Origin of the sequence: Maribacter halichondriae (assembly GCF_027474825.1) — a bacterium.
Taxonomy (GTDB): Bacteria; Bacteroidota; Bacteroidia; order Flavobacteriales; family Flavobacteriaceae; genus Meishania; species Meishania halichondriae.
In genome coordinates, this window is the sequence record NZ_CP107030.1 from 2267358 (window position 1) to 2288388 (window position 21031).

Consider the following 21031-nt stretch of genomic DNA (forward strand, 5'->3'; position numbering starts at 1 on the left):
GCATTATTTGAGGGGAGTCCCTTTTAGCGGTTTGCCGTTAGTAGTCAAGATTTGAAAGTGGTGTACGTTGTGCCCGGAATAACTCCAAACTATATTTTTATCACGATCAACTTCGAATAATTTGACACCCTCTTTTTGCCCGTAGCTAGCAATAACCGTGTTGTCATTTGGAAGTCTTTGTGCACCGCATGGATCTGCCAAAGGGTCTCCTTCAAAATCGGAATTTGAAATCATCCAAACGATATTTCCATCAGAATCCAACTCGACAACCCGATTGCCATTGGTAAGCGTTACCAAGGTATTTCCGCTTTCCAAACGTATTGCGGTAAAGGGCCACGTTTTGGCCTCACGTCCTCCAAAATCTTCAAAATCGGTGCTGAACGAATTAACAATTTTCCCTTCTGGAGTGTATTCCTTTACGGCAAAAGCCAACAAGTGCGGAACGAGATAATTACCGTTTTCGAGCTTGCGCGCCATACGAGTTTGCATATGAATATTATCAGTCTTGGGAACAAGAGGAATGCTTTTTACAACCTCTCCTTTCGTATCGACCTCCACGATTCTAGGTTCGGTGCCTGATTCGGTAATCATGGTATTTCCATTTTCCAAACGAACTGCTGTACCCAATTCCATGGATTCTTCGGCTCGTTTATAAGAGAAGATAATTTCCTTTTTCGAATCAAATTCCTTTGCCTCATCGGCCCAACAGATTAAAATGTTTCCGTTTTCTAGAACGTATCCATCCCTTGCTTTAGGTTTTCCGGAATCCCAAATTTCTTCTCCGGCTTCGCCGATGATTCCCGTAAATTGAGGTCCAGCGATAAAAAAGGAATGTTTTATTTCCGAGGTATCTTGTCCAAATAATGCAAATGGTAGAAACGTCAAAAGGCATATTTCCAGAACAATTAAATTCTTTTTCATACTATTTATTTCAAGCTAAAATATTCTTTACAACATGACCGTGCACATCGGTTAGCCGAATGTCTCTTCCCCCAAAACGGAAGGTCAATAATTCATGATTGATTCCCAAAAGGTGCATGATAGTAGCATGAAGGTCGTGAACGGTCACTTCGTTCTCAATAACGCGATAACCGTAGTCATCGGTGCGTCCAAAGATCGTTCCTCCTTTGATTCCTGCACCGGCCATCCACATGCTTGCGGCTGAAGGGTTATGATCACGTCCGTTGGTACCCTGGGCGAAAGGAGTTCTTCCGAATTCTCCTGTCCAAACAACTAAGGTTTCCTCTAACATTCCTCGCGATTTCAGATCTTTCAGCAATCCCGAAATCGGTTGATCAACCGCGTGGGCATTCGCTTCATGTCCTTCTTTGAGGTTATTATGTTGGTCCCAGCGATCGGCACCCACATTGGGGCAGGTCAATTCTATAAACCGAACTCCTCTCTCGACCAATCGCCTCGCCAACAAACATTGCGCAGCATAACCACGAGTGTGCGGGTCGTCTGAATCCATTCCATAAAGCTTTTTGGTCGCTTTTGATTCCTTGGAGAATTCACTTAGCTCAGGAATCGACGATTGCATCTTATACGCCAACTCGTAATTGGAAATGGCGGATTCCACAGCATCTACCTCACCCATTTTCCCCATAAGGCTATTGTCCATTTTTTTAATGAATCGCAATTTTTCCTCCTGTAGGTTTGCAATTCCTTCTCTTGGAGTAATGTTGGCGACAGGTTCTGCACCTGCCTTCAAGATGGATGCTTGATAGGAGGCCGGCAAAAATCCATTTTTGAAATTGTCTAGTCCGCCCGGGGGAATTAATCCACCATCCAAAACCACATAACCCGGAATGTTTTTGTTTTCACTACCCAATCCGTAGGTCATCCAAGAACCCATACTTGGCCGCCCTTGAATGCCACTACCTGTATGTAAAAAATAATTGGCATTCGTGTGTTCGGGAAATTTAGACGTTAACGAACGAATCAATGCAATATCGTCTACGCAAGTCGCAATATGTGGAAATAATTCACTGACGGGCATTCCGCATTCGCCATACTGTTTGAACTCCCAAGGACTTTTCAAAATCGTACCCACGTTATCGAACTGGGTGGCGTCGACCTTGAATTTTTTCCTGGGATCTTCGCCATTTTCTTTGGTGAGACGCGGTTTCGGGTCAAAAGAATCGACCTGAGATACCCCGCCATCCATATACAAGAAAATTACATTTTTAGCCTTTGGCAAATAATGTGGCCCCAGATACAAATCATTACCTGCTATAATATTTTTAGGACGATCACAGCTGAGAGGCAACGCTCCGAATAGGCTGGTAAAGGCAAGTGCCCCGAAACCACCTTTACAAATGCCAAGCATTTCCCGTCGTGACAGGGGTCGTCGCATAAAGTTGTGATATTTGCTCATCAGATTAGGTAAATAAATTCCTTTAAGTTAAAAATACTATGACAATATTGTTTCCAATGCTCCAATTCTTTGTGTGATTCATATTTGGAGGAAGTTTCCAAATTTTGAAGCATCGCCATAAATTCTTTGGCCTTCGTTAATTCTTCGGCCGTAGGGTTTCGTGCGAAAGACCGCATATAGATCCAAGATACTTTTTCGTCAAAAGACAGATTTTCAATGGATAAAAGTTTTTGTGCCATAATCTCCGCCTGCCGGGCGACAAAAGGATCGTTCATGATGATCAGCGATTGGGAAGGAACATTGGTCACATCACGTTTTCCAAACGTACTAAACGGAATAGGCCTATCAAAAGTGGTCATCATCGGTTCTAGAAAATTTCGGCGTACCTCCAAATAAATACTGCGACGTGCATTGCCATTGAGTGGTCCCGATTTTGAAGGACGGCCCCGGCCTTGCATAAAATCTGTCAAATAGGTATGTACGGGCGGCCCGTACAGACTGTCATTCAGACTTTCAGATGCGACCAAGATGCCATCTCGAATGGCTTCGGCCTCAAGTCGTCTGATCGGGAACGATGCCAAATAAATATTTGTGGGGTCGGATTCCAGAAGTTCGTCCCTTCTCGATGTACTTCTTTTAAAGGCCTCGGTCATTACGATCGAACGGACCATTTTTTTAATCGACCAGTTTTCGTTTTGAAATTTGATGGCCAAATAATCTAAAAGCTCGGGATGGCTGGGAAGTTTTCCTTGCAATCCAAAATTATCCACAGTTTCAACGATTCCACGACCAAATAAATGATGCCAAATACGATTGACCATAACACGAGCCGTAAGTGGATTTTCATTCGCTAAGACCGCCTCTGCAAATTCCATTCTGCCACTTCCTTTTGATTTAAAGGGAACTCCTCCCTTTGGCAAGGCTGATAAAAAACTACGTGGTACTTTTTCTTCGGAGAGTTCTTGATGATTACCCCGGATAAAGACCGGGCTATCAATTCCGAATCCATCAGCTACCCCATAGAAAATAGATTGGCTCGCCAAGTTTTTGGCGATTAGTAAACTACTATCAACAGCGGATTTCAGTTCAGGAAATTGTGATGTTAAATTGCCATTTTTAAGTTGGGCATTGCGTTGTTGGATTTTTTTGAAGGATTCATTTTGATCTTGCACTTCAGAAGGCCATTCCGAATTATACGCGAGGGCATATTTTGCTTCCACATAAGCATCTTCAGGAAGTTGGTATTTATGCCTTTGATATTCTCCAGGCAAAATTTCGATGTAAGCTTTATGACCTTTCCATGGACTAACGTCAACGATAAAATTGCCCCATTGCTCGTTGTCTACTTTCATTTCCAATTCTCCGTAAATCGGGTCTTGGATCAATTGAAAATTATCGATAACAATTCGGATGGTGCTGTTTTTACCTCTCGCCCGAACTCCTATAAAATCCTTTTCCAAGAGAAAATTCTGGGATTGTAGCGAACCGAAAATTCCGGTGCTGAAAAGCTTGCTTGAAGCTCGACCTTCATCCAATTTTATTAATCTTCCCGAAGACCTATCTATTATAGGGTCGCCTAAAGTAGTTCTTTGACCAAAGGCCGTTCCGATACTTTTCCATCCATCCAAATCCTTATTTCCGAAATCCCCGATCATGTGATATGTTGTGCCGCTTGAAACCCTTTTTTCGGATGGCATGTTGTCGGCAATAATTTTTTCATCCCATTTTTCGGATATCATTTTCCGCATATAGGTTTTGATATCTTCAATCTCCTTTGCTGACTTTTTCGTTTCGATGGATTGCTCAGCAATTACAAGCGTAAAGCGGGTACTTTCCATCATTCCATACATAGAATAATAATCGGCTGTTAAAATAGGATCAAATTTATGATCATGGCACCTTGCACAGGAAACTGTTAACCCTTGAAATGTTTTCGAAGTAACGTCGATTATGTTGTCGATGCGGTCCGCCTCGTCCTTTTTAAGGTCAACAGGACTGTGGGTGCCCTCCGCCATGGTAAAGAATGCGGTGCCGAGTTGTGACTCAGCAATTCCCAATTCATCATTATAGCGCATAGAATCTAATAGATCTCCCGCTATATGTTCCTTTACCAATTCGTCATAAGGTACGTCTTCGTTGAACGCCCTGATCAAATAATCACGATAATGCCAGGCTCCGACGATTTCGTAATCGAATTCATGACCTTTAGTCTCGGCATAACGCACAAGGTCCATCCAATGTCGTGCCCAGCGTTCGCCGTACGCCGAAGAATTCAAATACCCATCGACCATTTTTTCATAGGCTTCAGGAGAATCATCTGATATAAAATATTGGACGTCCGAAGGAGAAGGCGGAAGGCCTGTCAGCAAATATGATACCCTGCGAATGAGGGAATTTTTATTGGCTTCGGGAGATTTGGCTAATTGCTTTTGCTCAAGCTGCATATCTATCAGGGAATCAATGGCATTTGTATTTGTCGCCGAAATCGAAGTTTCCGGTTTGATAAAGGCCCAATGCGCTTTCCATTCCGCACCTTGGTCGACCCATTTTTCCAATAAGGCTTTTTCGCGTTCCGTCAATTTGTAATTTGATTCAGGGGGAGGCATGACTTGATCTTCTTCCTCATGGTAAATGCGATAAATCAGTTGGCTTTTAGAGGGCTTACCGGGTACTATGGCATGTCCACCTTCCTTTAAAGCGGCAGTTGCCCCTTCGTAGATGTCCAATCGCAATTCGGCCTTTCGTCCACTGGGATCAGGGCCATGGCATAAATAACAATTCTGCACCAAAATGGGCCTAACATGAAAATTGAAGTCCACCGTTTCAGGTAACGGTTCCGAGAAATTATGGTCGTTGCCACACGAATACGTTGCCGCCAACGCCACAGTCGAAAGGACAATATTTCTTAGTTTTTGAAACACTTCGTTGAAATTGGACAAGTATAAATATAAGGATTAATATTCGCGCATACTTCCTGTTTAAAAACTTCGATTAGCATATATGGTCTTGGAATAATGGACCGCGATAACTACATTTAGTAAATGAAGAAAATTAAGGCCGGAATCATTGGCATGGGCCGCATCGGAAAGATCCATTTGGAAAATTTATGCACAAAAATCGACGGGGTGGAAGTTGTAGCTGTTGTAAATCCCTCCATAAAAGGGCAGGAGTATGCCACTAAATTTGGGGTGCGACAATTGTCTGACGATGCAGATATTATTTTCAATAATCCGGAAATCGACGCCGTATTGATTTGTTCACCTAGTGATACCCATGCGGATTATGCGATAAGAGCAGCTGAATCGGGGAAGGCTTTATTTTGTGAAAAGCCCATCGATATGTCTTTGGAACGGGCTACAGAAGTCGTGACAAAGGTTAAAGAAAATAATGTGCCCATGATGGTTGCGTTCAATAGAAGGTTTGATCCTGATTTTGCGAAAGTCCGGAAATTACTTGCTGAAGGAAAAATAGGAACTATTCATAGTCTTCATATTATCAGTAGAGACCCAGGTCCGCCGCCCATTGATTACATCAAACAATCTGGTGGATTATTCAAAGACATGACCATTCACGATTTTGATATGGCCCGATTTATTATGGGATGCGAGGTAACGGAAGTTTTCGCGACCGGAAGTTGTCAGGTAGATAAAGAAATTGGCGAAGTGGGAGACATTGATACGGCCATGATTCTATTGCGCTTTGAAAATGGTGCAACAGCAGTGATCGAGAACAGCCGAAAAGCGGTTTACGGGTATGATCAACGGCTTGAGGTATTTGGTTCAAAAGGATTATTGAAAATCGAAAACCCCTAAAAACAAATGTGTCTTGCTCCGATGAAGACGGATCTCATTCGGATGTCAATCTGAACTTTTTTATTGATAGGTACGAGACATCTTATTTTTTGGAAATGCGAGCTTTCATTGATGCTCTGATCAATAAAATGGAAATGCCAGTGGGCGGCAAAGATGGAATAAATGCAGTTTTAATAGCCGATGCGGCTTATTCTTCTCTAAGAGAGAATCGTCCAATCAAGCTTGGGTAACTATGGTCGTGTTTTAAGTGTATGTCAAAGTGCAAAGTTTACATTTGACTACTGACCCGCCTCGCCCAAATCTCATACATTGGCTCGCCCTTGCTGTTCTTCCCTTTATGGTGCCAATCGCCTTTTTTGATTTGATAGGTAAAGTCTAAAGTTGCGCCGACTCGTGAATCGTCTCTCGAAAAATATTCGATATTTTCGGTATAGGTTCCGTTTTTCGACGTGAATGCACCACCTCCAGTGCCGAAAAATTCCATGGTATCGGTGTTGTAAGCGATCCATTGAAAGTGACCGTCCTGTAGAAATTTCAATGTCTTTCTGGTATTCTCGTCGCCACGACGCTCTTGGCCTTTGTCGGGGCCGCGGGTGGCAAAGAGCCATGTACCGTCCAAATCTTGTTGAAGAAATTCCTTTTTTACGAATTCGAGTTCTCCATCCATCGGTAAGGTCAATTTTTCATCCGCTATGATAATGGGAAGGGCCAGTTCTGTCAGACCGTTTGTTTCATGGGCAGAATTGAATTCCAGTTCAATTTTTAGGATGTTATTGTCCACGGTATAAAATCCACCAACGGTTTTAATGAATTTGGCAGGTGCTATTTGATACGCAGAATGCGTGATATAATTATCAGTAATCTTTAGCTCGTGACGTATGTTTTTGACATCCGTAATGTATACACCGGAATGAATTTGGGCATTGGATATTTCTACTTGTCCTGTAATAAACAAGAGACTTAACCATAACATAATGTGCGAACCATAGTTTTTAAAGGCCATATCAAAAAAATTTAGAACTAAAGATAGAAATTAATACGCTAAAAATGAACGGAGTATATACATTGTTAAGTTAAAAAGTAGATTGCAAAAACTTTTTTCTATGATTTAGCGTAATTTCCTTCCAAGGCCTTGTTTTTTAATAATTTTTGTTTTCATTTGTTCTATTAATAATAAGGGATTTTTAGCTTTTATCGTACCTCAAATATAATTAAGGGATTGGACCATTTTTTTATCATTTTTATCATGGGTTTTCGACAATCCTGTTCTATACTGCAACCTATCTTATACCTCATTAAATGAATACCAAATACATTGATCTCATTGATCAAACCTACTATTTTCCTCAAGAGGAATTTACCTTGGATGGAGAATATCTTCGATTTCACGGTATTGCCTTAAATGAATTGGTAGCCGAATATGGCAGCCCCTTAAAGTTTACGTACCTCCCCAAGATTTCCGAAAACATTGCCAGGGCAAAAAACTGGTTCGCCAATGCCATAGAAAAGCATGAATATAAGGGCAGATATCAATATTGCTATTGTACAAAAAGCTCTCACTTTCAGCATGTATTGGACGAGGCGTTGAAGAACGATATTCATATTGAGACTTCTTCCGCCTTTGATATCGATATTGTTGAAAAATTAAAGAAAAAAGGAAAGATTAAAGATGACACCTATGTACTTTGCAACGGTTTTAAACGAGACCAGTATATTGAAAATATCGCTCGTTTAATCAATCAAGGGCATCGCAACTGTATTCCTATCATAGATAATTATGAAGAAATAGAGTTGCTTTCAGACGCAATTGAAGATGACTTCGAGGTGGGTATACGCATCGCATCTGAAGAAGAGCCAAAGTTCGAGTTCTATACTTCAAGACTTGGGATCGGGTACAAAAACATTGTTCCGTTCTATGACAACCAAATCAAGGACAATGATAAGGTTACCTTGCGAATGCTCCATTTTTTTATCAATACGGGAATACGTGACAATGCCTATTATTGGAACGAACTGGTCAAATGTCTGAAAGTTTATGTACGACTGAAAAAAATCTGTCCTTCTTTAGATAGCCTTAACATCGGGGGAGGCTTTCCGATCAAGAATTCATTGGCGTTTGAATACGACTACCAGTATATGATCGATGAGATCATTAACCAGATTAATATCGCCTGTAAGGAAGCCGATGTGCCAGTGCCTCACATTTTTACGGAATTTGGTAGCTTTACTGTCGGTGAGAGCGGTGGCGCGATTTATGAGATTTTGTATCAAAAACAACAGAACGATCGTGAAAAATGGAATATGATCGATTCGTCTTTTATTACAACCTTACCAGATACATGGGCCATCAACAAACGTTTTATCATGTTGCCCGTGAACCGTTGGAACGATGAATACGAACGGGTGCTTTTGGGTGGTTTGACCTGCGACAGCGATGACTACTACAATAGCGAACAGAACATGAACGCCATTTATTTGCCCAAATATAGAAAGGACAAACCCCTTTACATTGGTTTCTTCAATACGGGAGCGTACCAAGAGACCATCGGTGGTTTTGGCGGTCTACAACACTGTTTGATTCCCCAGCCAAAGCATATCTTGATCGATAGGGATGCCCAGGGAAATATAACGACCGAACTTTTTAACGAACAACAAAAAGCAGAAGACCTTCTTAAAATTTTAGGATATGAGTACAACTAAGAATTATGCCGGTATACCGGATGAATTCGCACAATTGGAAACAGCGAAAGTAGTCTTGATTCCCGTGCCATATGATGGCACAAGTACTTGGGGGAAAGGAGCTGATAAAGGCCCCAAGGCATTTTTAGAGGCATCCGAAAATATGGAACTCTACGACATCGAGACCGGTACCGAAGTGTATGAACAGGGAATCTATTTAACGGAACCGATTACGGAGAATAAATCTCCTGAAGCTATGGTCGATGCCGTTCACAAGGTAACCAAGGAATATATCAAACGAAACAAGTTCGTCACCCTTTTTGGAGGAGAGCATTCTATATCGATAGGAACAATTCGAGCATTCAATGAATGTTTCGATAATTTAACGGTTTTGCACATCGATGCCCATGCAGACCTTCGAAAATCGTACGACGGTACGAAATACAATCATGCCTGCGCAGTACATGAGGCGAGTCAAACAACCAATTTGATTCAAGTAGGAATCCGATCAATGGATAGTATCGAAAGAACTTTTATGGATGACGATAAAACGTTTTTTGCTCATGACATGGTCAATGATGAATATTGGATGGACAAGGTTGTTGAATCCCTTACCGACAATGTGTTCATTACCTTTGATCTAGATGCTCTAGATCCTTCGATTTTACCGGCGACAGGCACACCCGAACCAGGCGGATTGTTCTATTATGAAACTTTAGAATTCTTGAAACAAATCTTTGAAGATAAGAACGTGGTCGGTTTCGATATCGTAGAGTTATGCCCGAACGAACATGATAAGTCTTCCGATTTTTTGGCCGCAAAGTTGTACTACAAGATGTTAAGTTATAAATTTAAGGGAGAGGCAGTTGATGAAGAGTACGACAATACCTATGATGTAGATTATAAAGCAGGCAATAATATTTCAAAATTCGAGGATGACGAAGACTAAAGGAAGCATTTCTAATTTTATAGAAAAGTATTATCTACATTTTAATGCCGCTGCATTGGTCGATGCCGCCAAAGGGTACGAAGACCAACTGAACAAGGGTGCAAAAATGTTGGTGTCTTTGGCTGGGGCCATGTCGACCGCGGAATTGGGCAAGATTTTTGCCGAGATCATTCGACAAGACAAGGTGCATATCGTTTCTTGCACCGGGGCCAATTTGGAGGAAGACATCATGAATCTAGTGGCGCATTCGCATTATAAACGTGTTCCCAATTACCGTGATTTGACACCCCAAGAAGAATGGGATTTGTTGGAAAAAGGGCTTAACCGCGTAACGGATACCTGCATACCAGAAGAGGAAGCCTTCCGTAGATTGCAAAAACATATTTTTAAAATCTGGAAAGATGCCGAAGAAAAGGGGGAGCGATACCTACCCCATGAATTTATGTACAAAATGTTACTTTCTGGTGTATTGGAAGAACATTATGAAATCGATTTGAAAGATTCGTGGATGTACGCCGCTGCCGAAAAGAACTTGCCGATCATTTGCCCTGGTTGGGAAGATAGTACCATGGGCAACATTTTTGCATCCTATGTATTAAAAGGTGAATTGAAGGCCAGCACCATGAAATCGGGTATTGAATACATGACCTTTCTTGCAGATTGGTACACCGACAATTCCGAAAAAGGTATTGGATTCTTTCAGATCGGTGGCGGCATTGCAGGCGATTTTCCGATTTGTGTCGTACCGATGCTCTATCAAGATATGGAACGTACTGACACCCCGTTTTGGAGCTATTTCTGCCAAATCAGTGATTCGACCACAAGCTACGGGTCGTATTCCGGAGCGGTGCCCAATGAGAAAATCACCTGGGGCAAGTTGGATATAGGCACCCCGAAGTATATCATCGAGAGTGATGCGACTATTGTCGCGCCCCTAATTTTTGCTTATCTTTTGGACTTATGAACAAAGACAACAACTCAAATCTAAAACGGGTCATTGTGGACTTCAAAAAACTGACTCCCGAAGTACTCAAACTTCTGGTGGAGCGATATCCCGATGGGTATGATGACCGAAATATTATTTCCTTCAGAAATGCACAAGGTGAGCGTATCGAAGCTGTTGAGGTCTTGACCGACGACACCAAATATTTGGTTAAGATCAGTGCTAAGTTGGAGTATACCATGGAAAATTACGACGAAGACGACTATGATGATTTTGACGACGATGATCCAACGGCTGTAGTAGAGCCAGATTCAGAAGATATGGCTGCCGAAAGTGAGGATGAAGACTAGTAGACGGTAAGTAGAGCTTGTCCCTTATCATGTAGCCTTCTACCACTTTCAATTCTTAAGAAAGTATGTCCCAACCGGGACAGCATCACTTTATTGATTTACCGATGAAAATAAAAGAAATAGAAAATATTGAATTAAAGTTCTTGGATCTTGAGGATTATAAGGAGCTTAAGGCGGCCATGCTTTCTTCGTATACGAACATGCCCGGATCCTATTGGAAAGAAGAACAGATCGAGAGTTTGGTGGACAAGTTTCCCGAAGGCCAGGTCGTGATAAAAATCAACGGCCAACTAGCAGGTTGTGCGCTATCCATTATTGTCGATTACGATGATTTTGAAGACAATCATACCTATGAGGAGATAACAGGAAAATATTCATTCGATACACATACTAACGATGGCGACGTGCTATATGGAATCGATGTCTTCATAAAGCCTGAATTCCGTGGATTGCGATTGGGGCGTAGGTTATATGACTACAGAAAGGAGCTTTGCGAGAAATTGAATTTGAAAAGTATTGTGTTTGGAGGTAGAATTCCCAATTTTCACAAATTTGCCGACAAACTGACCCCTAAAGAATACATAGCGAAAGTTCGCATAAAGGAAATTCATGATCCGGTGCTCAATTTTCAGATATCGAACGATTTTCATCCGGCGAAGGTTATGAAAGGATATCTTGAAGGTGACGAGGCTTCTAACGAGTTTGCGGTTTTGATGGAATGGGATAATATCTACTATCAAAAACCTTCCAAAAAAGCGGCTACAAAAAAAACCATCATCCGTTTGGGATTGATCCAATGGCAAATGCGCCCGTACAAAGACTTAGAAGAGCTTTTGCAACAAGCGGAGTATTTTATTGATGCCGTTTCGGGGTATCGATCGGATTTTGCATTGTTCCCAGAATTTTTCAATGCCCCATTGATGGCCAAAGATAATCATCTATCCACGCCAGAAGCCATTCGTGAACTGGCGAAACACACTTCGGCAATCGTTCAAAAGTTCTCCGAGTTTTCGATTTCATATAACATCAACATCATTACCGGAAGTTTTCCTGAAGTAATCGATGGCAGGTTGTATAACGTAGGATATCTCTGTAGAAGGGATGGGAGCATGGAGCGCTATGAAAAATTGCATGTTACTCCTGACGAAGCCAAGGTCTGGGGTATGCAGGGCGGTACCCAATTTAAGGCTTTCGATACGGATTGTGGTAAAATAGGCGTACTGATCTGCTACGATTCGGAATTTCCCGAACTGAGTCGACTTTTAGCAGATGAAGGTATGGATATCCTTTTCATTCCATTTTTGACGGACACCCAGAACGGGTATTCACGTGTACGCAATTGTGCTCAGGCACGAGCCATTGAGAACGAATGCTATGTGGCTATCGCGGGAAGTGTGGGCAATTTACCCAACGTACAGAATATGGATATTCAGTTTGCGCAATCCATGGTTTTTACACCTTGTGATTTTTCGTTCCCCACTAACGGCATAAAGGCCGAGGCGACTCCGAATACCGAAATGATACTGATTGCTGATGTGGACATTGACTTGCTTCGCGAATTGAACCAATTCGGAGCGGTCCGTAATTTAAAGGATCGAAGAACCGATATTTTTGAACTCCGTAAGAAATAGAATCTGAAATATCTTTAAATATACAACTCATGAAAAAAGCACCTTTTCATATGTCTTTGCCCTGTACCAGCATTTCAAAGACTGAAGATTTTTATGTTGGTGTGATTGGAGCCCGATTGGGTAGACATTCCTCAAGATGGTTGGACATCGACCTGTTTGGCAATCAGATAACCTTTACAAAATCAGGTGATTTTAATTTTGCCTACCGTTCGTACAAATTCGAGGATTCTGTTTTGCCTGCTTTTCATTTTGGGGTAATCGTAGATAGGGAAACATGGGGAACACTTTATAATCGATTAAGCGATTCAGAATACGAAATAACGACAGAGGTTACTTTTTTAAAAGGTAAGACAGGTGAACATGTCTCCTTCTTCATTCAAGACCCCAACGGTCATATGGCAGAATTCAAAAGTTTTCGAGATCAGAAAGAAATGTTTGGTCAGTAGTTATGACTTTCATTCCTTTGCCATCTTTTTAGATTAACTATAGCCCCATTTCACATTGGAAAAGAAAAAAAATTTGAACGACCTGAATATAATTGGCAGTGAAGAATGGTGTGTATTTGAAGAATTGGGCATTCCCGCGATAAAGGCAAGGGTCGATTCAGGGGCCAAAACATCATCGATTCAAGCGACGAACATTAAATTATATAATAGAGGGTCTCAAGAATGGGTCCGTTTTGAGGTAAACCCAATTCAGGAAAACCGTAGTATAGCTATTGAATGTAAGGCGAAGTTGGTCGATAGGCGCACCGTTAAAAGTTCGTCCGGTATTTCGGAAGAGCGTTTGGTGGTCAAAACACCGGTCAAACTCGGAGATTCAAGTTTTGACATTGAATTGACGCTCGCCAGTCGTGATACCATGGAGTTCAGAATGCTCTTGGGTCGAGAAGCATTGAGTGACCGCTACATTGTAAACCCGGCTCAGAGCTATAATATTCAAAGTTTCACAGACGAAGAGATCGCCAAGAAATTTGCTCCTTTTATCAAGGAAAAATCAGGTTTAAAAATTGCACTTTTGGCCAGTAATCCAGAATTGTACAGTAACAAAAGGTTGATGGAAGCCGCTACCGCCCGCGGTCATGAAATCGTTTTTTTGAATGTAGAACTGGCCTATATGAAGTTGGATGCGCATTCGCCTGAAATCAGGTATCGTGGAGGCAATATATTGAACGAGTTCGATGCAGTAATCCCTAGAATAAAACCTTCGGTGACTTTTTATGGCTGTGCACTAATTCGTCAATTTGATAATTTGGGTGTGTATTGCCAAAATTCGGCGGAGGCCATTGCGCAATCACGTGATAAGTTGTTCGCCTCACAATTGTTTTCAAAAAATGACATCCATATTCCAATCACGGGCTTTGCCAAATCTCCAATGGACACCAAAGATTTGATCCGTATGGTCAACGGAGCCCCTTTGATAATCAAACTTTTGGAAAGTACCCAAGGTAAAGGGGTTGTATTGGCGGAGACCAACAAAGCGGCCGAAAGCGTAATCAATGCTTTTAAAAGTGTCAATACCAACATTTTAGTACAAGAATTTATCAAGGAAGCCAATGGACAGGATATTCGTTGTTTCGTCGTAAATGGAAAAGTGGTGGCCTCGATGCAACGTCAGGCAGAAAAAGGAGAATTTCGCGCCAACATTCATCAAGGCGGTAAAGCTTCTATTATAAAAATCACCCCTGAAGAGAAAAGATTGGCATTAAAAGCGGCCAAAGTATTGAATCTTGCTGTTGCTGGGGTGGACATTATCCGCTCGAACAAAGGTCCTCTATTACTTGAAGTCAATTCCTCGCCTGGATTGGAAGGCATTGAAAATGCCACAGGAAAAGATATTGCCAATACCATGATTATGGCTGTTGAAAAGAAATTGCGGTTTAGTGTTTAAAGTAGCCTTATTTAAGATTTTTCAACATTTCGGCAGTAGTTCTTGTCAAATCAAACTCCGCTTTCCAGCCCCAATCTCCTCGTGCTTTTGAATCATCGATACTACTTGGCCATGAATCGGCAATGGCCTGACGAAAATCAGGTTCATAGTATATTTCGAAGTGGGGAATTTGCTTTTCAATACTTTTGGCAATTTCTTTTGGGGTAAAACTCATCGCCGCCAAATTATAGGAAGAACGTACTTTGATATTCGCTGAATCACTTTCCATAATGCTCAAAGTGGCACGAATGGCATCGTCCATAAACATCATGGGCAGTTTACTGTCCTCTTTTAAGAAACAAGAATATTTTTTATCAGATAGGGCTTTGTGATAGATTTCTACGGCATAATCGGTGGTTCCACCACCGGGAAGGGTTTTCCAACTTATGAGTCCAGGGTAGCGGATGCTCCGTACATCGACACCGAATTTTTTAAAATAATACTCGCACCAACGTTCTCCCGATTGTTTACTTATACCGTAAACGGTGCTGGGTTCCATAATTGTATTTTGAGGTGTGTTTTCCTTAGGGGTGTTCGGGCCAAAAACGGCGATGCTCGAAGGCCAGAAAATTTTACTGATTTTTTTCTCCTTCCCAAGATTTAAAACATTAAAGAGGAGTTTATATTCAAGTTCCACGCCCGCATGGGAAATTTCTCTGCCGTGGCACTTAGCATTGCCGCCATCAGATACACCTCATCGATTTCATAATGCATCACCACATCTTCAATGGCTCCGTAGTTCGTAGCATCCAAAATTTCGAAAGGTCCGGAAGCCATAATCTCTTCACTTCCTTCTCGAATATCACTGGCGACCACATTTTCACTTCCATATTTTTCCCGTAGTGCGAAAGTAAGTTCCGTGCCGATTTGGCCACAGGCACCTAAAATCAAGATAGATTTTTGCATTAAATAGCGTTAAAGAAATTGAAGGTAAATATACCGTTTCTAAAAATTTGTACATTCGTCAGATGAATAAATTCTTGTTTTCGGCCCTGCTTGCTTTGATGTTGGTGTCGTGCAACTCAAACAATGGCAACGGTCAACCGGAGGACACCTACGATAGTACGATTTCAACTGAAAAATGGCCTAAAAAAAACAGTATCGGTGCCAAGGCCTTGTCGATAATAAGTGATTGGCCCGAGTATGGTGCTATGGATATCAGTTTTGATGCGCTTTATACGGTTGAAAATCGAGAAGATTTGGCCTTGGTCGTTGAAGATTTGATAGAAAAGCAGAAACTTTTGGAAGCTTCTAAATATCCTGAGGCCTTCGATATACCACAAATAAAAAGCCGACAGAAGGTATTCAAGACCTTTTTTTGAAAATAAAAGGAAATCTCGAATACCGTCTGGATACGGAAGAACCCGTTCTTGAAACTATAACCGCGTATAATGCTTTAAGAGACCAGTTCAACAGTATTTCAAATAATACCTTGGATACCAAAATGATTTTTGAACAATAAAGAGACTCCTGCTTCAGTCTATTCACTACAAAACAAGTAACAATTTATTGAACGGAGCTTTGATACTGGTTTTGTAGATTCGGTAGATAACTATGTATTCATCAAATGAATGATTCTAAAGTCAACTACTTAGGGGCAAACCCGCGAGGTATTAAAAGGAAATAACCGTTCACTATTTCGAAGCAAACTTCGGGGTATTAAACCCACTGGTGGGAATAAAAATGCGGACCCATGGGTCCGCATTTTTAATATTGTTCATAATACACGTCTAATCTTTTTTCTCAGCTGCCGCAGGCGGATTCTTTCTTGCTTCAAGCGCCTGCTTGCTCAAACTGGCCAAATTGAAATTCGGGTCGATGGCCAAAGCCTCATCGATAAGAGCTATAGCCGCATCAAGATTGTCCTTGTCCTTGTTATATTGCACAAGAGCCTTTAAATGTACAAAAGCCGCCTTTAATGGAACTTCGTAGGGTTGTTGCCGCTCATAAAAAGCATATTTCATATCATCCTTGGCATTGGTAATGCCATATTCAATATTGCTTGCCGCCCCATCGTTATCACCGGTCTGAATTTTAAGGTCGGCCAGTTCGTAGGCGAGGTAGGCGGTAGGAGTTCTGGCGTATAATACTTCGAATTGTTCAAGGGCCCTTTTAGGTTGGTTCAATGCTTTTAGCGAAATAGCCTTTACTTGGACGGCCAAATCGGAATCCGTAGCAATTTTTTCAATTCCAATGGTATTCAAGGCCTGCAAGTGTTGCCCGTCATTGGCATAGATAAAGGCGAGTGTATCCCTGCGCTCTACAGAAGGGGTAATAACGTTCAAATGGGTCATGGCATTGATAACGCCGTCGACATCGCCTTGTAGTCGCATTTGCTTATAAAATGCCTCATAATGCTTTTGAAGGTCGGTATTTGTTTGAGCCATTCCTGCAAACCCAATGGTACAGACGAGTAAGAAAATGATTTTTTTCATTTTGTTGATTTTTGGTGCGCTAAACTATAAAAATTATTCTTAGCAAGCTGTTAAGGAAACCCTTAAAGATATGACCATAAAAAAAGGACGCTTTAGGCGTCCTTTGCATGTTTATATAAATCTTTTGGCTCAAACCACGGTTAATGGCACATCGCTCTTTGTGAACGAACGCAGGAGACCGGCATAAAAACCGATACTTTTCGCATCTTTTTCAATACAAGATTTCAAAAAGTCCTTCAAGTTCTTAAAAAGTAGATTTGCGTGCAAGGTAGGTATGTAGGTATTTACCTTTTTTTGGATTGTAATACGCATCGTCAATTACAATGTCCATTTCTACCCTTTTTCTATGATAATCAATGGTAATATCGGCCGCATTGTAATACTTTTTGAGTATCGCTTCATGCAGGGATTTAAATTGGTCGGTCGATTTTTGGTTGGTACAACTTTTGGAAATCAAGCTTTCGATTTCCGCCGTAATTTTCTTTTTTATTGTTGAATTTTCCATGGCAATCGATTTTAATTATTTACTTAAAGTTATGCATTTCATCGATAAATAGCTTAAAATCAACGATGTAATTAACAGAAATGTGCGGTATTTGTTGTGAAAACACTTTTACTTGTGGTGTATTAGCTAACTATAGAGGTCTTGAAATGGTATTTTTTAACATTTAAGAGGTTATATGGGCGCACAATCTTACCTTTTTTGAGACTTTCATTACCATAATCGGGCAAAGGAAGCCCTCTTTTCTGTGCTTCTTGGGAATAATATTGCCTTTTTAAAGGATACAATGGATAAACGGCATTAAAAATTTCGCCCCACCAATCATTTTCTATGATAGCCAGAATAATACCGATACAATCATCTTTATGAATGAGGTTTACTGGCGAATTACCGTTCGACAATCCGGTTTTACCGGATAACATCGAAATAGGATGTCTGTCGGCTCCTATGAGTCCTCCAAAGCGTAATATGGTAGTTTTCAATTCAGCATTATCGATAAAGATATGTTCAGAGGCCAATAATTGCTTGCCTGATTCCGTACTGGGCGCGGGAATCGCTTCTTCGGTAATTTCGCCCTCCATGTCACCATAAACCGAGGTGCTACTTACAAATATCAATTTTTGAACAGTTGATTTTTTAAGGGTCGCATGCAATAGTTCCATTTTCCCGATAAAGTTCTCCTTGGGGTTTCTCCGAAGTTTTGGGGGCACATTGATTACCAATGAATCTATGTTTTTAAGAAAATCCGTAATGTTGCCGTTTATGCTATTTTCTTGCAATTGAATTAAAAATGGAGCAATGCCCATATTTTCAAGCGTTCTCAGTTTTTCTTTGGATGTAGTACTGCCATGAACACGATATCCTTTTGCAATACATGATTTGGCTAGAGAAAATCCCAACCAACCGCAACCTAAGATGCCTATCGTTTTTTTCAAAGTACTTCGTTTTTAGAATGGGGTAAATGGCTATGGGCGAAGTTACGATAAGAATTATAACGAGCTATTGGAAGCTCAAAATCAAGATAAAGGATTAGAAATGTTAAAACTAGGTATGGCAATCGGTACGTATTTTCTCATGAATTCCAAGCTACCTTAAAGGTATAAAACTCCAAAAAGAAGCGGCATTTTGACTGAAAAATTTAGATAATTCCGCAGAAATGACTATATTTAAGATTGACTCTTCTCGTAATAACAGCCCCATTATCGAGAAGAGTTTCTAACCTAAAACTGAAATACTATGGGAATCAAGAGCTTTCAAGGCATTCGAAAGGCCTTTAAAAAAGAATTCGATGCTCCTATTTTGGTGTCTGATTATATGACTAAAAAGTTAGTCACCTTTTCTCCGGAACAATCCATTCTAGAGGTCATGGAACAATTTACGAAATACAACATTTCAGGTGGCCCGGTACTTAACGATGATGGCTTTTTAGTGGGAATCATCTCGGAAGCCGATTGCATGAAGCAGATTTCCGAAAGCCGGTATTTCAATCAGCCGATTTTGGATAAGAGCGTTGAGAAGTATATGACTAAAGAGGTTGAAACGATTCCCCATGACATCAGTATTTTCGATGCCGCAGGAATTTTCGATAAACATAACCGTCGTAGATTGCCCGTCATGAAAGATGGGCTTTTAGTAGGCCAGATTAGTAGAAAGGATATCGTGGTCGCTGCGCTGCGGCTCAGTGGACATAATTGGAAATAAAGCCTCTAGCCCCCGAAGGGGGAACTCTCGCACGAATGAAAAAATGAATGCTTTCCAGAGGAAAGCATTTTTTATGCGCAGAAGTAAAAGTTCTCCTTTTGATGGATGGCCCTATTCCCTTTTCACGATCATATAATAATCGTTGTCCAAAGGCAGATAACCCAAATCATAGACAAAGTAATACGTCGTACCTTTTTTGGTGGTATATAGATTTGTAATGTAGTCAAAGTCGAAATTTTTATCGAGGAGACGGGTTTTAGTGGTTCGGGTCTTGCCGTCGGTCAATTTAAAACTATCCAGCACTTTATAATTCTTTTTTAGACGATTGTTTATATTGCGGATGAGGTTCTTGCTTTCCGGTTTTACGCGGTTGTGATAGGCATTTCTACAACCGTCGGAACAGAATTTTTTATCGACTCGGCCCATGATTTCCGCACCGCATTCCAGACATTTTTTCTTTGTGCTCATTGGCGTTTGTAGTTGAAGGTTACTTCTTCGGAACTTCCATCTTCATTACCTATCAGTCCGTAAATATTGATTTCGTCATTACTGACGTTTTCGAAAGTGAATCCGTCGAAATAGGCACGATTTCCTTCTATCTTGATGAGCCTAAAGGCCTGTACCTCGTCTTTCTCTTCCCAACCTTTTAAGTCACCGCCAAAATGTTTCAGTTCGAAAACCAAGGATTCATCAAGTTCTCGAATATGACCAATTTCGTAAAAACTGACTTTGCCCTCGTTTACCAATTTAAATACGAACATCATGGAACCGCCCAACGGTGGACCCCAAATTTCTTCGGTAATTCCGCCAAAGGCTTCACCTTTCCAATGGCCTTCCATCCAAGCGACTTGCGATAGGTCTGCTTTGGGCGAAGTGCTTCCTTCTTCAAAGGATAACGTGTTTTGGGCTTTACAGTTAAAAGCTATCAGAAAAATCAAGAAGAATATTCTTTTCATTAAGATCGGTTTTAAGTAAAACAAGATACAAATTATCCGTTTACAAACGACTTATTATCCAAACCAGCCCCCAAAGGTCTCAAAGACCTTTGGGGGCTATCGTCCTATACAATAACAATATTATGTTTCTGTAAAAGCCCATGCAACCCATCCTTAGAAAACTTGGCTTTTTTTAACGGGTTTCGTTCGGGATCGATATTGAAGTGTATGGATGTTGTAAAATCAGCTTTTTCCAGATTGGTCTGGTCAAAAATGGCCCGGGCTAGATTGCAATGCTCAAAAATGGCATTGGTAAGATCAGCTTCGGTAAAATCGATTTCCACCAATTTACAGTCCCTGAAAATCATGTTCTTCAATTGCATTTGATGGAAAGAGGATAGGTTCAGCGTACAATGCTCGAACCGAAAGGCAATCAAAAAATCGTTCAAGTCCTCGAATTGTAGTCCCATCATCTTGCAATGTGAAAATGTAACCTCGTTAAAAATGGTGTGTTTCAAATTTGCATTGCTGAGGTTGCAATCGATGAATTCGCACTCCAAAAAATTCTGGTTATCGAGATAGCCGTTCGAGAAATCACAGCCTTCGAAAATACAGTTTTCGTATTCGCCTTTGGGTAGGCAGGTTTTGGTATAGTCTTGGGCTTTGAAGGTTTGGTCGGCTATGAAACTCATTTTTACTTTTGTTCTTTCTTGATTGTCATTGCGAGGAGCCAAGAACAATGTTTAGACATTTGTCAGGTTTCGGCGACGCGCCAATCCGTAAAACAT

General features: G+C 41.0%; 22 protein-coding genes and 1 pseudogene. 12 read left to right on the forward strand and 11 right to left on the reverse strand.

Going from position 1 to position 21031, the window contains the following annotated elements; genetic code table 11:
- Positions 1-3: 3 nt before the first annotated feature.
- Genes N8A86_RS10310 through N8A86_RS10320 form a run of 3 tightly spaced genes read right to left on the reverse strand, consistent with a single transcriptional unit; the run spans position 4 to position 5298 of the window.
- Positions 4-921, reverse strand: coding sequence for a beta-propeller domain-containing protein (locus N8A86_RS10310; RefSeq protein ID WP_273565305.1), 918 nt, complete (start codon positions 919-921; stop codon positions 4-6).
- A 10-nt stretch (positions 922-931) separates the two neighbouring features.
- Positions 932-2356 carry a DUF1501 domain-containing protein gene (locus tag N8A86_RS10315; protein WP_273565306.1) on the reverse strand — a complete coding sequence of 475 codons (1425 nt, stop codon included), beginning with the start codon at positions 2354-2356 and terminating at the stop codon, positions 932-934.
- A 20-nt stretch (positions 2357-2376) separates the two neighbouring features.
- A complete protein-coding gene (locus N8A86_RS10320) occupies positions 2377-5298 on the reverse strand; it encodes a PSD1 and planctomycete cytochrome C domain-containing protein (RefSeq protein ID WP_273565307.1) in 2922 nt (973 codons plus the stop codon).
- Between the two features lie 120 nt (positions 5299-5418).
- Between N8A86_RS10320 and iolG the strand changes: the two genes are divergently transcribed.
- On the forward strand, positions 5419-6189 hold the full coding sequence (iolG, locus tag N8A86_RS10325; protein WP_273565308.1) for an inositol 2-dehydrogenase: 771 nt from the start codon (positions 5419-5421) through the stop codon (positions 6187-6189).
- Positions 6190-6197: 8 nt separating this feature from the next.
- Entirely contained in the window at positions 6198-6419 is a 222-nt protein-coding gene (locus tag N8A86_RS22010; RefSeq protein ID WP_430682144.1) for a Gfo/Idh/MocA family oxidoreductase, read from the forward strand.
- 38 nt (positions 6420-6457) lie between these two features.
- Here the strand turns inward: N8A86_RS22010 and N8A86_RS10330 are convergent, their stop codons facing one another.
- Complete coding sequence (locus tag N8A86_RS10330; RefSeq protein WP_273565309.1) at positions 6458-7192, reverse strand: hypothetical protein; 735 nt, start codon at positions 7190-7192, stop codon at positions 6458-6460.
- 296 nt (positions 7193-7488) lie between these two features.
- Here N8A86_RS10330 and N8A86_RS10335 point away from each other — a divergent pair, with 296 nt between their 5' ends.
- From N8A86_RS10335 to rimK, 7 genes are all read left to right on the forward strand, one after another.
- On the forward strand, positions 7489-8889 hold the full coding sequence (locus N8A86_RS10335; RefSeq protein ID WP_273565310.1) for a type III PLP-dependent enzyme domain-containing protein: 1401 nt from the start codon (positions 7489-7491) through the stop codon (positions 8887-8889).
- Positions 8876-9817 carry an agmatinase gene (speB, locus tag N8A86_RS10340; protein WP_273565311.1) on the forward strand — a complete coding sequence of 314 codons (942 nt, stop codon included), beginning with the start codon at positions 8876-8878 and terminating at the stop codon, positions 9815-9817. The genes N8A86_RS10335 and speB overlap by 14 nt, the downstream gene beginning before the upstream one ends.
- Complete coding sequence (locus N8A86_RS10345) at positions 9804-10781, forward strand: deoxyhypusine synthase family protein (RefSeq protein ID WP_273565312.1); 978 nt, start codon at positions 9804-9806, stop codon at positions 10779-10781. Before speB ends, N8A86_RS10345 begins: the two co-directional genes overlap by 14 nt.
- Entirely contained in the window at positions 10778-11110 is a 333-nt protein-coding gene (locus N8A86_RS10350) for a hypothetical protein (protein ID WP_273565313.1), read from the forward strand. The genes N8A86_RS10345 and N8A86_RS10350 overlap by 4 nt, the downstream gene beginning before the upstream one ends.
- A 104-nt stretch (positions 11111-11214) precedes the next feature.
- Positions 11215-12741: a bifunctional GNAT family N-acetyltransferase/carbon-nitrogen hydrolase family protein gene (locus tag N8A86_RS10355; protein WP_273569053.1), complete on the forward strand. Its 1527-nt coding sequence runs from the start codon at positions 11215-11217 to the stop codon at positions 12739-12741.
- 29 nt (positions 12742-12770) lie between these two features.
- Complete coding sequence (locus N8A86_RS10360; protein ID WP_273565314.1) at positions 12771-13187, forward strand: VOC family protein; 417 nt, start codon at positions 12771-12773, stop codon at positions 13185-13187.
- 73 nt (positions 13188-13260) lie between these two features.
- A complete protein-coding gene (gene rimK / locus N8A86_RS10365) occupies positions 13261-14631 on the forward strand; it encodes a 30S ribosomal protein S6--L-glutamate ligase (RefSeq protein ID WP_273569054.1) in 1371 nt (456 codons plus the stop codon).
- 7 nt (positions 14632-14638) lie between these two features.
- Here the strand turns inward: rimK and N8A86_RS10370 are convergent.
- Positions 14639-15576, reverse strand: a pseudogene (locus N8A86_RS10370) (NAD-dependent epimerase/dehydratase family protein).
- A gap of 62 nt (positions 15577-15638) precedes the next feature.
- On the opposite strand from N8A86_RS10370, the gene N8A86_RS10375 reads away from it, so the two are divergent.
- Both N8A86_RS10375 and N8A86_RS10380 read left to right on the forward strand, forming a co-directional pair.
- The gene (locus N8A86_RS10375) at positions 15639-15992 is read left to right on the forward strand and encodes a hypothetical protein (protein WP_273565315.1); all 354 of its coding nucleotides are present in this window, start codon (positions 15639-15641) and stop codon (positions 15990-15992) included.
- Entirely contained in the window at positions 15989-16132 is a 144-nt protein-coding gene (locus N8A86_RS10380; protein WP_273565316.1) for a hypothetical protein, read from the forward strand. The genes N8A86_RS10375 and N8A86_RS10380 overlap by 4 nt, the downstream gene beginning before the upstream one ends.
- Before the next feature lie 268 nt (positions 16133-16400).
- Here the strand turns inward: N8A86_RS10380 and N8A86_RS10385 are convergent, their stop codons facing one another.
- The 3 genes from N8A86_RS10385 to N8A86_RS10395 form a co-directional block, all read right to left on the reverse strand.
- Positions 16401-17105 (reverse strand): tetratricopeptide repeat protein, encoded by a 705-nt coding sequence (locus N8A86_RS10385; protein ID WP_273565317.1) that lies wholly within the window; start codon positions 17103-17105, stop codon positions 16401-16403.
- A gap of 244 nt (positions 17106-17349) precedes the next feature.
- The gene (locus N8A86_RS10390) at positions 17350-17610 is read right to left on the reverse strand and encodes a hypothetical protein (protein WP_273565318.1); all 261 of its coding nucleotides are present in this window, start codon (positions 17608-17610) and stop codon (positions 17350-17352) included.
- Positions 17611-17732: 122 nt separating this feature from the next.
- Entirely contained in the window at positions 17733-18542 is an 810-nt protein-coding gene (locus N8A86_RS10395; protein ID WP_273565319.1) for an SDR family oxidoreductase, read from the reverse strand.
- A gap of 301 nt (positions 18543-18843) precedes the next feature.
- On the opposite strand from N8A86_RS10395, the gene N8A86_RS10400 reads away from it, so the two are divergent.
- Positions 18844-19308 (forward strand): CBS domain-containing protein, encoded by a 465-nt coding sequence (locus tag N8A86_RS10400; protein WP_273565320.1) that lies wholly within the window; start codon positions 18844-18846, stop codon positions 19306-19308.
- Positions 19309-19419: 111 nt separating this feature from the next.
- Here the strand turns inward: N8A86_RS10400 and N8A86_RS10405 are convergent, their stop codons facing one another.
- The 3 genes from N8A86_RS10405 to N8A86_RS10415 form a co-directional block, all read right to left on the reverse strand.
- A complete protein-coding gene (locus tag N8A86_RS10405) occupies positions 19420-19776 on the reverse strand; it encodes a hypothetical protein (protein WP_273565321.1) in 357 nt (118 codons plus the stop codon).
- Positions 19773-20264, reverse strand: a complete 492-nt coding sequence (locus tag N8A86_RS10410; protein ID WP_273565322.1) for a DUF6265 family protein — start codon at positions 20262-20264, stop codon at positions 19773-19775. Before N8A86_RS10410 ends, N8A86_RS10405 begins: the two co-directional genes overlap by 4 nt.
- A gap of 104 nt (positions 20265-20368) precedes the next feature.
- Positions 20369-20935, reverse strand: a complete 567-nt coding sequence (locus N8A86_RS10415; RefSeq protein WP_273565323.1) for a pentapeptide repeat-containing protein — start codon at positions 20933-20935, stop codon at positions 20369-20371.
- Positions 20936-21031: the final 96 nt, after the last annotated feature.